Annotated in this window: 12 protein-coding genes; 10 read left to right on the forward strand and 2 right to left on the reverse strand. The window is 64.7% G+C overall.

Going from position 1 to position 12,362, the window contains the following annotated elements; translation table 11 throughout:
• Window positions 1-6: 6 nt before the first annotated feature.
• The 8 genes from IVB48_RS03990 to IVB48_RS04025 all read left to right on the forward strand — a co-directional run bounded on the left by IVB48_RS03990 (window position 7) and on the right by IVB48_RS04025 (window position 7,697).
• A complete protein-coding gene (locus IVB48_RS03990) occupies window positions 7-1,395 on the forward strand; it encodes a pyruvate dehydrogenase complex E1 component subunit beta (RefSeq protein ID WP_027567105.1) in 1,389 nt (462 codons plus the stop codon).
• Between the two features lie 3 nt (window positions 1,396-1,398).
• Entirely contained in the window at window positions 1,399-1,701 is a 303-nt protein-coding gene (locus IVB48_RS03995) for a DUF5076 domain-containing protein (protein ID WP_007590623.1), read from the forward strand.
• Between the two features lie 2 nt (window positions 1,702-1,703).
• Window positions 1,704-2,156, forward strand: coding sequence for a nucleoside deaminase (locus tag IVB48_RS04000; protein ID WP_247397639.1), 453 nt, complete (start codon window positions 1,704-1,706; stop codon window positions 2,154-2,156).
• A gap of 60 nt (window positions 2,157-2,216) precedes the next feature.
• Window positions 2,217-3,566, forward strand: coding sequence for a pyruvate dehydrogenase complex dihydrolipoamide acetyltransferase (locus tag IVB48_RS04005; RefSeq protein WP_247397641.1), 1,350 nt, complete (start codon window positions 2,217-2,219; stop codon window positions 3,564-3,566).
• A gap of 20 nt (window positions 3,567-3,586) precedes the next feature.
• Window positions 3,587-3,814 carry a hypothetical protein gene (locus tag IVB48_RS04010; RefSeq protein WP_247397644.1) on the forward strand — a complete coding sequence of 76 codons (228 nt, stop codon included), beginning with the start codon at window positions 3,587-3,589 and terminating at the stop codon, window positions 3,812-3,814.
• A gap of 18 nt (window positions 3,815-3,832) precedes the next feature.
• On the forward strand, window positions 3,833-5,254 hold the full coding sequence (gene lpdA, locus IVB48_RS04015) for a dihydrolipoyl dehydrogenase (protein WP_027567102.1): 1,422 nt from the start codon (window positions 3,833-3,835) through the stop codon (window positions 5,252-5,254).
• 146 nt (window positions 5,255-5,400) lie between these two features.
• Window positions 5,401-6,642, forward strand: a complete 1,242-nt coding sequence (locus IVB48_RS04020) for a threonine synthase (protein WP_027567101.1) — start codon at window positions 5,401-5,403, stop codon at window positions 6,640-6,642.
• A gap of 86 nt (window positions 6,643-6,728) precedes the next feature.
• The gene (locus tag IVB48_RS04025; RefSeq protein WP_247397645.1) at window positions 6,729-7,697 is read left to right on the forward strand and encodes a tripartite tricarboxylate transporter substrate binding protein BugD; all 969 of its coding nucleotides are present in this window, start codon (window positions 6,729-6,731) and stop codon (window positions 7,695-7,697) included.
• A 164-nt stretch (window positions 7,698-7,861) separates the two neighbouring features.
• On the opposite strand, the gene IVB48_RS04030 is transcribed toward IVB48_RS04025, so the two are convergent.
• Window positions 7,862-10,051, reverse strand: a complete 2,190-nt coding sequence (locus IVB48_RS04030) for a lytic transglycosylase domain-containing protein (protein ID WP_247397648.1) — start codon at window positions 10,049-10,051, stop codon at window positions 7,862-7,864.
• Window positions 10,048-10,347, reverse strand: a complete 300-nt coding sequence (locus tag IVB48_RS04035; protein ID WP_247397651.1) for a hypothetical protein — start codon at window positions 10,345-10,347, stop codon at window positions 10,048-10,050. Before IVB48_RS04035 ends, IVB48_RS04030 begins: the two co-directional genes overlap by 4 nt.
• On the opposite strand from IVB48_RS04035, the gene IVB48_RS04040 reads away from it, so the two are divergent.
• On the forward strand, window positions 10,334-12,070 hold the full coding sequence (locus IVB48_RS04040; RefSeq protein ID WP_247397656.1) for an adenylate/guanylate cyclase domain-containing protein: 1,737 nt from the start codon (window positions 10,334-10,336) through the stop codon (window positions 12,068-12,070). The genes IVB48_RS04035 and IVB48_RS04040 overlap by 14 nt on opposite strands.
• Window positions 12,049-12,351 (forward strand): hypothetical protein, encoded by a 303-nt coding sequence (locus IVB48_RS04045; RefSeq protein WP_247356404.1) that lies wholly within the window; start codon window positions 12,049-12,051, stop codon window positions 12,349-12,351. Before IVB48_RS04040 ends, IVB48_RS04045 begins: the two co-directional genes overlap by 22 nt.
• Window positions 12,352-12,362 lie beyond the last annotated feature (11 nt).

A 12,362-nucleotide genomic window follows, 5' to 3' on the forward strand; every position in this document is an offset into this window, starting at 1 on the left:
GTCGATATGCCAATTCAAGTGCTGATGCCCGCGTTGTCGCCCACGATGGAGAAGGGCAACCTCTCCAAATGGCTGAAAAAAGAGGGTGAGACGATCAAGTCCGGCGACGTCATCGCCGAGATCGAGACCGACAAGGCGACCATGGAGGTCGAGGCGACCGATGAAGGTACGCTCGGCAAGATCCTGATCCCCGAGGGCACCGCCGACGTGGCCGTGAACACGCCGATCGCAACGATTCTCGCCGATGGTGAGAGTGCCGCCGATCTCGCCAAGGCGCCCGCGCCTGCCCAGCAGCAGAAGGCTGCCGAATCCGCAGCTCCTGCCGCCGCGAAGGCCGAGGCTCCAGCTCCCAAAGCTGCGCCGGCGCCGCAGGCCGTCGCAGAACCCGACCCGGAAGTGCCCGCCGGCACCGAGATGGTGACGCAGACCATCCGCGAAGCCCTGCGCGATGCCATGGCAGAAGAAATGCGCCGCGACGCCGACGTCTTCGTGATGGGCGAAGAGGTCGCCGAGTACCAAGGCGCCTACAAGGTGACCCAAGGGCTGCTTCAGGAGTTCGGCGCCAAGCGCGTCATCGACACGCCGATCACCGAGCACGGCTTTGCCGGCATCGGCGTCGGCGCTGCGATGACCGGTTTGAAGCCGATCGTCGAGTTCATGACCTTCAACTTCGCCATGCAGGCGATCGACCAGATCATCAACTCCGCGGCCAAGACGCTCTACATGTCCGGCGGCCAGATGGGCTGCTCGATCGTGTTCCGCGGGCCCAACGGCGCTGCTTCCCGCGTGGCCGCTCAGCACAGCCAGGATTATTCGTCCTGGTATTCGAACGTCCCGGGCCTCAAGGTCGTCGCGCCGTTCTCGGCCGCTGATTACAAGGGCCTGCTCAAGGCTGCGATCCGCGATCCCAATCCGGTGATCTTCCTCGAGAACGAGATGCTCTACGGTCACACCGGCGAGGTGCCGAAGCTCGATGACTTCGTGATTCCGATCGGCAAGGCGCGCATCGTGCGTTCCGGCAGCCATGTCACGATCATCTCGTGGTCGAACGGCATGAGCTACGCGCTGAAAGCCGCCGACGAACTTGCCAAGGACGGCATCGAGGCCGAGGTGATCGACCTGCGCACGCTGCGTCCGATGGACACCGAGACCATCATCAACTCCGTCAAGAAGACGGGACGTGCCGTCACGGTGGAAGAGGGCTGGGCCCAGAGCGGCGTCGGCGCCGAGATCGCCGCGCGGATCATGGAGCATGCCTTCGACTATCTGGATGCGCCTGTAACCCGCGTCTCCGGCAAGGACGTGCCGATGCCCTATGCCGCGAACCTGGAAAAGCTCGCGCTGCCTTCGGCTGCCGAAGTGGTCGAGGCCGCCAAAGCCGTCTGCTACAGGTAGACCATGGCGGGCCCGAAGGAGCAGCCATTGCCACCCGACGTCCTCGTCCGCGATGATGCGGTCGAGATCCTGCGCGTGTTCGTGCTGGACGGCGGGCTGTCGATGGCGTTCCAGCGAGCCTTCGACGAGCCCGACATGTGGGGCCTGCTGCTCGTCGATCTCGCCCGTCACGCCGCGCGCGCCTATGCGCGCGAGAGCGAATACACCGAGGAGGACGCGCTGAACCGGATCATCGAGATGTTCCAGGCCGAGATCGAGCGTCCCACCGACACCGGCACCACGACGCCGCGCGGGAAGGGGCACTGACCGTGGCGATCGAATCCTATCATTTCGATTTCATGCTGGAGGCGATCCGCGAGGCGGAAGCCTCAATCGCGCAAGGCGGCCTGCCGATCGGCGCCGTGCTGACCCGCCATAACAAGGTGATCGCCCGCGGCCACAACAACCGCGTGCAGGAGAACAACCCGATCCTGCACGGCGAGATGAGTTGCCTGCGCGAGGCGGGTGCGATTTCGTTCCACGATACCGTCATGTACACCACGCTGTCGCCATGCGCGATGTGTGCCGGTGCGCTCGCGCTGTTCAAGGTCAAGCTCGTGGTGATCGGAGAGTCCGTCACCTTCGAGGGCTCCAAGGACATTCTCGACAAGTTTGGCATCCCGTGGATCGACCTTGCCGACGACCGCTCCATCACCATGATGAAAAATTGGCGTTCTATTCCTGCCAATGAGCGCCTGTGGCAGGGCGACATCGGCAACTAACCTGGTCTGTCCGTCTTCGGTCCGGAGACGGATTTTTGCAAAGTTCTTCTTGAGGTCAGCATGCCCATCAACATCCTGATGCCCGCTCTTTCGCCGACGATGGAGAAGGGCAACCTCGCCAAGTGGCTGAAGAAGGAAGGCGACAAGGTCAAATCCGGCGATGTCATCGCCGAGATCGAGACCGACAAGGCGACCATGGAGGTCGAGGCCATCGACGAGGGGACGATCGCCAGGATCCTCGTGCCCGAGGGCACGCAGGACGTCCCGGTCAATGACGTGATCGCGGTGCTGGCCGGCGAGGGCGAGGACGTGAAGGCGGCAGGTGCCGCCAAGCCCAGTGCTTCCGCCGCACCTCCGAAAGCTGCGGAAGCTCCCGCCGCCGCAGCGGCTCCTGCGCCTGCTGCGCCCAAGGCCGCGCCGGCGCCCGCCGCAGCACCTGCACTGCAGGCCGCAGCACCGGCCGTGCAGAGCAACGGCCATGGCGGCCGCGTGTTCTCTTCGCCGCTGGCGCGTCGTCTCGCCAAGGAATCCGGCCTCGACGTGTCGATGGTGACTGGCACCGGCCCGCATGGCCGCGTGGTGGCCCGCGACGTCGAGCAGGCCAGGTCCGGCAAGGGCCTCAAGGCTCCCGCGGCGACGCCGTCAGGCGCACCCTCGACCGCGCCGACCATGTCGGACAAGCAGATCCTGTCGCTGTTCGAGCCGGGCTCCTACGAGGTCGTCCCGCATGACGGCATGCGGCGCACGATTGCGCAGCGTCTGACCGCGTCGATCCAGAACGTCCCGCACTTCTACCTCACCATCGACTGCGACATCGGCAAGCTGCTTACCGCGCGCGAGGAGATCAATGCGGCTGCTCCCAAGGACAAGGAGAAGAAGCCGCTCTACAAGATCTCGGTCAACGACTTCGTCATCAAGGCGATGGCGGTGGCGCTGCAGAAGATCCCGAATTGCAATGTGAGCTGGACCGAAAGCGGTATGGTCAAACACCACCATTCCGACGTCGGCGTTGCGGTGGCGATGCCCGGCGGCCTGATCACGCCGATCATCCGCAAGGCCGAGACCAAGACGCTGTCGACCATCTCCAACGAGATGAAGGATTTTGCGACGCGCGCCCGCTCGCGCAAGCTGAAGCCGGAAGAATACCAGGGCGGCACCACGGCCGTTTCCAACCTCGGCATGTTCGGCATCAGCCACTTCACCGCCGTGATCAATCCGCCGCACGCGACGATCCTCGCAGTCGGCACCAGCGAGGAGCGGCCGGTCGTCCGCGGCGGCAAGATCGAGATCGCGAACATGATGAGCGTGACCCTGTCCTGCGATCACCGTGCCATCGACGGCGCGCTCGGCGCGGAGCTGATCGGCGCCTTCAAGCAGCTGATCGAAAATCCCGTCATGATGATGGTGTAGCCCGGGGGGGCGCGGGGTGAATGCGAACGCGCTGGCCCTGGATCTCCTTGTTGCTCTCGGCTGTGGTTGCACTCAATCCGGTCGGGCTCGATATTCTGCATTCCGCGTTCTTTGCCGGCGAGCAGCTGGCACGGAGCATCGGCCAGGCGGTCGTTCTGATCGCGCTGGCTATCATGGCCGGCGCGATCCCGCTCGAATGGCTGGTCCGGGTTATCATTTCCAGGCGCCGCGTCCGCGGCGCCTCTTGAGTTGAATGGGGAGCCGCCATGGCCGACACATCCTTCGACATCATCATCATTGGCTCCGGTCCCGGCGGCTATGTCACCGCGATTCGCGCCGCCCAGCTCGGCTTCAAGGTCGCGATCGTCGAGAAATCCTATCTCGGCGGCATCTGCCTGAACTGGGGCTGCATCCCGACCAAAGCGCTGCTGCGCTCGGCCGAGATCTACCACTACATGCAGCACGCCAAGGATTACGGCCTGTCGGCGGACAACGTCTCGTTCGATCCGAAGGCGGTGGTGCAGCGCTCGCGCGGCGTCTCGAAGCGGCTGAACGACGGCGTCGGCTTCCTGATGAAGAAGAACAAGGTCAGCGTGATCTGGGGCGCGGCCTCGATCGATGCGCCCGGCAAAGTCACCGTGAAGAAGTCCGACGTCGAGGGGCCAAAGGGCACGCTGGGCGAGGGGACATATCAGGCCAAACACATCATCGTCGCGACCGGCGCGCGGCCGCGCGTGCTGCCGGGCCTCGAGCCTGACAAGAAGCTGATCTGGACTTATTTCGAAGCGATGGTGCCGGAGCGGATGCCGAAATCGCTGCTGGTGGTCGGCTCCGGCGCGATCGGCATCGAGTTCGCGTCTTTCTTCCACACCATGGGTTCTGACGTTACCGTGGTCGAAGTGCTGCCGCAGATCCTGCCGGTTGAGGACGCCGAGATCGCAGGCCTGGCCCGCAAGCGTTTTGAGAAGCAGGGCATCAAGATCCTGTCCTCGACCAAGGTGACCAAGCTCGAGAAGAAGGCCGATAGCGTCGTCGCTACCATCGACGACGGCAAGGGCAAGCCTGTGACGACCGAGTTCGAGCGCGTGATCTCGGCCGTCGGCGTCGTCGGCAACATCGAGAATCTCGGTCTCGAAAAGCTCGGCGTCAAAACCGATCGCGGCGTCATCGTGATCGACGGCTACGGCAAGACCAACATCCCCGGCATCTACGCCATCGGCGACGTCGCCGGCCCGCCGATGTTGGCTCACAAGGCCGAGCACGAAGGCGTAATCTGCGTCGAGGCGATCAAGGGCCTGCATCCGCACGCCATGGACAAGAACCTGATCCCGGGCTGCACCTATTGCAATCCGCAGGTCGCCTCCGTCGGCCTCACCGAAGCCAAGGCCAAGGAGAACGGCCGTGAGATCCGCGTCGGCCGCTTCCCCTTCGTCGGCAACGGCAAGGCCATCGCCCTCGGCGAGGACCAGGGGTTGGTCAAGGTGATCTTTGACAAAAAGACAGGCCAGCTGCTCGGCGCCCACATGATCGGCGCAGAGGTCACCGAGTTGATCCAGGGCTACGTCGTCGCCATGAACCTGGAGACGACGGAAGAGGAGCTGATGCACACGGTATTCCCGCATCCGACGCTGTCGGAGATGATGAAGGAAGCCGTGCTGGATGCGTATGGACGGGTGCTGAATATTTGACGAGCGCGCATCGCCGCCCGCCACCGTCATTGCGAGCGAAGCTAAGCCATCCAGACTGCCTCCGCGGAAAGATTCTGGATTGCTTCGCTGCGCTCGCAATTGACGAGCGGAGGGATCTGTTTGCAAAACAAGAAGGAAACCACCCCATGCACGACAACGACAACCTCACCATCGAACGCCCGACCTTCGTCACCCATCTCGAATGCGCGATGGAGGGCGACCATTACGCCGCCGACCAGGTCCATAACCTCTCCAAGGCCGGCAAGCCTTTGCTGGTGCGCTACGACCTTGCCGGCGTGAAGAAAGCGCTGACCAAGGATGCGCTTAGCCAGCGCCCCGCCGACATGTGGCGCTATCGCGAGCTCTTGCCGGTGCGAAAATGCAAGGATATCGTCTCGCTCGGCGAGGTCACGACGCCGCTGATCCGGCTGCCCAAGCTCGGCGCAAAGCTCGGCGGCGGCGAGATCATCGTCAAGGACGAGGGGCGCTTGCCGACCGGCTCGTTCAAGGCGCGCGGCCTCGTCATGGCGGTGTCGATGGGCAAGGCGCTCGGCATCAAGCACATGGCGATGCCCACCAACGGCAATGCCGGCGCGGCGCTCGCGGCATATGCCACCTCCTGCGGCATCAAGACCACGATCTTCTGTCCGGCCGATACGCCCGAGGTGAACGTCAGCGAGATCGAGCTTCAGGGCGCGACCGTCTACCGCGTCAACGGCTATATCGACGATTGCGGCAAGATCGTCGGCGAGGGCAAGGCGAAAGTCGGCTGGTTCGACACCTCCACCTTGAAGGAGCCGTACCGCATCGAGGGCAAGAAGACGATGGGGCTCGAACTCGCCGAGCAGCTCGGCTGGGACGTGCCCGACGTGATCTTCTATCCCACCGGCGGCGGCACCGGCCTGATCGGCATGTGGAAGGCCTTCGACGAGCTGGAGAAGATCGGCTTCATTGGCTCGAAGCGCCCGCGCATGGTTGCGGTGCAGGCCTCCGGCTGCGCGCCCATGGTGCGTGCGTACGAAGCCGGCACCGAGCATGCCACGCGGTGGGAGGACGCTCACACCATCGCTTCGGGCATTCGCGTGCCGCAGGCGATCGGCGACTTCCTGATCCTGCGCGCGGTGCGCGAGAGCAAGGGTTTTGCCATCGCTGTCGACGACGACAAGATCTCGTCGGCGCTGAACGAGGTCGCGCGCGAGGAGGGGCTGCTGCTGTGCCCCGAAGGCGCTGCGACCTACGCCGCCTACAAGGACAGCCTCGCCGACGGACGCGTCTCGAAGGGTGACCGCGTGATGCTGTTCAATTGCGCCACCGGCCTGAAATACCCGCTGCCGCCGGTCAACCGCACGCTCGATCGCCACAAGCCGATCGACTATTCGCAGTTCTAGCGCGGCATTTCGTCTCTTCACGAACGATCCCTCTTCCCGTACGCGGGAAGAGACAAAAACAACAATGACATCGTTGGGAGAAGACAATGAAGGCCGCCTGGGCTACGCTAATTGCTATTCTCGCTGTTGCAGGCGCCGCGCGCGCCGACGACTATCCTTCACGTCCCATCACCATCATCGTCCCCTTCGCGGCGGGCGGGCCGTCGGATGCGATGGCGCGTGTGCTCGCCGAGCAGATGCGGACATCGCTTGGGCAACCGCTGGTGATCGAGAACGTCACTGGCGCGGGCGGCTCGATCGGCGTCGGCCGTGCCGTGCATTCGGCCCCCGACGGCTACACGATCTCATTCGGCCATCTGGGCACCCACGTTGCCAACGGCGCCGTCTACAAGCTCAATTACGATCTGGTCGCGGACCTGGAGCCGGTGGTGCTGCTGCCGAGCAATCCGATGATCGTCGTCAGCAAGAACGCGGTGCCCGCGACCTCGCTGAAGGAGCTGCTGGACTGGCTGAAGTCGCGGCCGTCGCCGCCGACCGCCGGCACCGCGGGCGCGGGCTCGGGCAGCCACATCGCCGGCGTCTATTTCGAGAGCGTCTCCGGCATCAAGCTGCAATACGTGCCGTATCGCGGCACCGCGCCCGCCCTGAACGATCTGATCGCCGGCCAGATCGACGTCATCGTCGACCAGACCTCGAACTCCATCAACCAGGTCCGCGCCGGCACCATTCGCGCCTACGCCATCACCGACGACAAGCGCCTGTCCTCGGCGCCCGACATCCCGACGGCGGAGGAGGCGGGCCTGAAGGGCTTCAACATGACGCTCTGGTCCGGCATGTGGGTGCCGAAGGGCACGCCGAAGGCGATCGTCGCCAAACTCAATGCCGCGGCCGTGGAAGCGTTGAACGATCCCGGCGTGAAGAAGCAGCTCGAAAGCCAGGGGCTGGAGATGACGCCGCAGGATCAGCTCACGCCCGAAGCGCTTGGCTCGCGCCAGAAGGCGGAGATCGCGAAGTGGTGGCCGATGATCAAGGCGGCGAACATCAAGGTGGATTGAGGCGGCGCGGCGCTTGTGCGCCACACCCTCCGACCTCATCCTGAGGAGGCCGCAAAGCGGCCGTCTCGAAGGATACCCGCGGGCGCAGCTGGGCCCTTCATCCTTCGAGACGCCTGCTTCGCAGGCTCCTCAGGATGAGGGGATAGAGCCGGTGTTGGCGGATATCACTCCGTCCCCGTAAACCCCACCGGCGTCGCTACGGCCGCCGCATCCTTCGTCACCACGCGCTGATCGCTCTTGCCGGCGATCATGCCGCTGCCCTCGAACCGGGCGCGGTAGACCAGCACGTTCTCGATCACGCGCTGGACGTAGTTGCGCGTCTCCGACAGCGGGATGCGCTCGACCCAGTCGACCGGATCGACCTTGGGATCCCTGGGGTCGCCGCGCGCCTGCACCCATTCGCGCACGCGGCCCCGGCCGGCATTGTAGCCGGCGAAGGTCATGATCTGGTTGCCGCGGTATTCCGACATCAGCGCGCTGAGCTCGGCCGCGCCCATCTGCGTGTTGTAGACGGGATCGGAGACCATCTTATCCCAGTCGTAGGTCAGGCCGAAGCGCTTTGCGGTGTCGCGGCCCGCTTCCGGCGTCACCTGCATCAGCCCGACTGCGTTGGCGGCCGATTTGTCGCGCTGGTCGAACGAGCTTTCGGTGCGTGCCACCGAATAGATCACGCTGGGTTCGATCGCGGGCGCGACCTGCTTATGTTCAGGGATGCCGATGGTCGGGAAGGCGTAGTGATCGAGCGCGAGCCCGCGCGCCAGGGCCGACTTGCCGACCTCCAGCATCACGCGCGCATCGTTGCGCCGGCCGGCGAGCTCGCCGAGCGCTTCGAGTGCCGCCACGTCGGTGCTCTCCTTGGCGAAATCCTCGGCGTAGTAAAACACCATGTCGCGCTCACCGACGCCGTAGAGCATGTCGGCGGCGCGCACGCGCTCGTCCGCAGGCGGCGCGTCGACTGCCGCCAGCACGAGCGCGGGCGCGCGCAGCTCGATGCGGTCGAGGCCGAGCCTGGCGCGGGCGAGCTGGCCGTAATAGGCGGTCGGATAGCGCGCCGCTGCCTGATAGCTCAGGCGCGCATCGGCGGTTGCGTTCATCGCCTCGGCCGCGCGGCCGCGCCAATAATGCGCGCGCGACAGCGCGATCGGGTTGGCGGAGCCTTCGTCAATCGCGGCGAAGTGCGTCATCGCCGCCTTGGGATCGTCGAGATAGCGCAGCGCGATCCAGCCGCACATGAAGTGATAGTCGACGCGATAGACTTCCATCGCGGGCACGGCCGCCGAGCGCACTACGTCATAGGCGGTTTTGAACTTGCCCTGGTCGAGCAGCTTTCGCGCGAGCAGGCGGCGCTCGCGCCACCAGGCGTCGGTGTCTTGCGCCGCCATCGTATCGGGCGCGGCGGCCAGGATCACCTCGGCCGCGTCGTCGATGCGGTCATTCTGGAGATGCCATTGCGCGCGGCACAGCACATAGCCGAGGTCACGGCGCGCCTCGGCTGAGACGTCATCGAGGTAATCCTTGGCCTTGCTGGCCTTGACGGTGACCGCGGCGCAGGCCTTGACGATCGCGAGCGCATCCTCGCCGAGCCGCTTGGCTGCGCGCCGCGCCCCCGCATAGTCCTTGGCACCGAGGCGCTTGTCCATGCGGGCACGATGATCCTCACTGGTCAGGAGATCGCGAAACGCTTCGTAGGAATCTTCCTCGCTGCGTTCGGACAATTCGTCCATGCGCCAGGCATTGCGCACCAGACGCGCGGCCCTGTCGCTGTCGCCCTCGGTCATCAGCACGCGGGCGAGTGCGAACTTGCCCTTGGGGCTGGTCGGCCGGTCCATCGTGAATTTGTGCACGGTCGCCGCGTCGGCCTTCTCCTGCCACAGCCGCGCCTCGGCACGGCGGCGGAGCAGCGCGCTGCTCGGCCAGTCCGGATTGGCGGCGAGGAAGGCGGCGTAGCGCTTGAAATTCGCCGTGCTTTCGGAATGGCGCAGCATGAACCAGTCGGCGAGCTTCTGCCCCGCCGGGTCGGCAATGCGGTCGCGCGCCGCGCCCGCGTCCTCGGTCTTGCCCTTCCGTGCGAGATCGATGGCATCCTTCAACGCGGCGAGATCGCCGGTCAGCGGCGGGGCTGCCGGCTTGTCTGAAGGGGCGTCCTCCTGCTTCTTCGACTTGCGCTTGGCCTCGGCATGCTTGCCGTGCCGCGCCTTGCCGGCGGAGGCGTGGCGCTGCTTGCCGGCTTTCGCCTCATGCGTCTTCTTCGGCGCGGACGATTTGTGACTGCTCTTCGCTGCCAGCTCTGTAGGGATGAAGGCCAAAGCGGCCACGGCAACGACACACGCGAGCGAGCGTAGGCACTGGTTCATTCCGTGGTCCCCCTGCGAAACCAGTACAAACCAAAGTCCGCGACGAGATGCGGCTCGAGAATCAAAACGGCGTCAAAAATGGTGACACGACGTTGTTTCGCATCCTCAAGCTGTTCCAACAATGCGGCGAAATACGGATGGAGCGAGGGAACCTGTACAACGCCGGGTCGAGATTGCGGCGGTTCAGGACGCCACAAGCGGCCAAATTGCGCGTATTCCCGGCGGCAAATCCGATGTATTGGGTTCCAAGGCCTTTTCCCTTCAGCCCATTGTCCCGCGCCCATGCCGATTTTCAACCAGTCGATCCGGCGCAAGATCGTCGGGATTGCGCTCGGCCTCATCATCCTGATGGTCGTCACCGCGATCCTGTCGATGGTGATGTCGAGCCGCGTCGGCCATCTCCTGGATGAGCTGACCGCGCGGTATATTCCGGCTTACGGCCACCTGGCGCGGTCCAATGTGCGTTCGCTGGAGCGGGCGCTGGCGATGCGGCGCATGGTGATCGCCAAAATGCAAACGCCGCCGGACGAGGAGGGCTTTGCGGCGCGGCTGAAGATCTTCAGGGAAACGGACGCCCAGGTCGAGCAGGAGGCCGAAGCCGCGCGAAAGCTGATCAACGCGATCATCGACGATGAGAGCACACCGTCGGACAACGCGGCACTCGCCCGGATCGAGACGCGCATCGAGAATGCAGTCAGGGAGCTTCGCCGCGAACTCGACGAGGAGGACGCCAAGCTGCTCCGGCTGCTCGATGCCAAGGACTTTGCGGCCACGCGCGACGTGCTCGTCCATGTGGACGCGCTCCGCGATCTCTTCACCCAGCGGATCGATGCGATCCGCGCCGAGATGCTCTCGCAGGTGTTCGTGAGCACCGCGCAGGTCATCCGCCATCAGCGCCAGGCGATCATCGTCTCGGGCATCGTGACCATCCTCGCGGCGATCGTCGGACTTGCCTTTGCAATCATGGTCTCCACCGGGATCACGCGACCGGTCCGGCTGCTGCTGGCAGGCACCCGCGAGGTCGAGGCAGGCCATTTCGACAAGACCATCACCGTCTCGACCCAGGACGAGATCGGAGAGCTCGCTGCCGCCTTCAACCGCATGGTCGAGCAGTTGCGCCAGAACGAGCGCATCCGCGAGACTTTCGGCCGCTATATCGATCCCAAGGTGGTTCAGGGCTTGATAGACCGGCCGGAGGTCGCCATCGACGGCCAGCGCCGGGTGATGACCATCATGTTCTGCGATATGAGCGGCTTCACCTCGATGAGCGAGGGCATGACCCCGCGCGGTCTCGTCAGGGTGATGAACCACTATTTCACCGTCATGTCCGGTCCGATCAGGAGCAACCGCGGCATCATCGACAAATATATCGGCGATGCCATCATGTCCTATTGGGGCCCGCCCTTCATCGAGGAGGAGGAGCAGGCTCAGCTTGCCTGCTTCGCCGCGCTCGACATGGCCGACCAGGTGCCCGCGCTCCAGAAGCAGCTCCCGGATCTCCTCGGCATCCGCGCCATGCCGGTGCCGTGCGACTTGCGGATCGGCATCGCCACCGGCGAGGTCCTGACCGGCAGCATCGGCTCCGAGCTGATGATGAGCTTCACGGTGATGGGCGACGCCGTGAACCTTGCCTCGCGGCTCGAAGCCGTCAACAAGACCTATGGTACCCGTATTCTGATCTCGCAGGCGACGGCGGATGCGATCGGCTCGCACCTCGAATTGCGCGAAGTCGATCGTCTTGCGGTCGCCGGCCAGAGCGTGCCGCAAACTATTTTCGAGGTGATGGGCCGGGGAGGCGCGCTCACTGCCGCGCATGAGAGCCTGCGTTCGCACTACGCCGGTGGCCTCGCCGCCTATCGCGTCCGCCGCTTCGACGAGGCCCGTACCGCCTTCAACGCGGCACTTGAAGCCGTTCCCGGCGACGGCCCGTCGCGGGCAATGCTTACCCGTATCACGCGGTTCGAGGCCAATCCGCCGGACGAGGGCTGGGACGGCGCATGGCGGTTGGAGCAGAAATAGCCGGCCGCGCGGAAAAATTGATTCTACTCGATAACGATGTTCGCCGTGACCTATTTCCCGGGCTTAGGTTTGGTGTCCTTGAGGCGTTTGACGGGGACACGCCGATGACAGAACTTGAGAACAGGCTCGAACGCTTCGAGACGCTCACCGCCGAATGCGAGCTGATTGCCCGGCTCGCCACCGACAGCACCAAACGCGAGTTTTATCTGAAGCTTTCGGAGCAGTACCGCCAATTGGCTGTGGACATGCGGCAGGCAATCGCGAGCAAGGCTGCGGCCTGACGCCGGCAATC

The sequence above is a fragment of the Bradyrhizobium sp. 76 genome (genome assembly GCF_023073025.1).
Taxonomy (GTDB): domain Bacteria; phylum Pseudomonadota; class Alphaproteobacteria; order Rhizobiales; family Xanthobacteraceae; genus Bradyrhizobium.

Coding starts and splice junctions, on each gene's coding strand:
- IVB48_RS03995 (WP_007590623.1), top strand. CDS start 1,399: ATGGCGGGCCCGAAGGAGCAGCCATTGCCACCCGACGTCCTCGTCCGC.
- lpdA (WP_027567102.1), top strand. CDS start 3,833: ATGGCCGACACATCCTTCGACATCATCATCATTGGCTCCGGTCCCGGC.
- IVB48_RS04030 (WP_247397648.1), bottom strand. CDS start 10,051: ATGAACCAGTGCCTACGCTCGCTCGCGTGTGTCGTTGCCGTGGCCGCT.
- IVB48_RS04005 (WP_247397641.1), top strand. CDS start 2,217: ATGCCCATCAACATCCTGATGCCCGCTCTTTCGCCGACGATGGAGAAG.
- IVB48_RS04010 (WP_247397644.1), top strand. CDS start 3,587: ATGCGAACGCGCTGGCCCTGGATCTCCTTGTTGCTCTCGGCTGTGGTT.
- IVB48_RS03990 (WP_027567105.1), top strand. CDS start 7: ATGCCAATTCAAGTGCTGATGCCCGCGTTGTCGCCCACGATGGAGAAG.
- IVB48_RS04045 (WP_247356404.1), top strand. CDS start 12,049: ATGGCGGTTGGAGCAGAAATAGCCGGCCGCGCGGAAAAATTGATTCTA.
- IVB48_RS04040 (WP_247397656.1), top strand. CDS start 10,334: ATGCCGATTTTCAACCAGTCGATCCGGCGCAAGATCGTCGGGATTGCG.
- IVB48_RS04025 (WP_247397645.1), top strand. CDS start 6,729: ATGAAGGCCGCCTGGGCTACGCTAATTGCTATTCTCGCTGTTGCAGGC.
- IVB48_RS04020 (WP_027567101.1), top strand. CDS start 5,401: ATGCACGACAACGACAACCTCACCATCGAACGCCCGACCTTCGTCACC.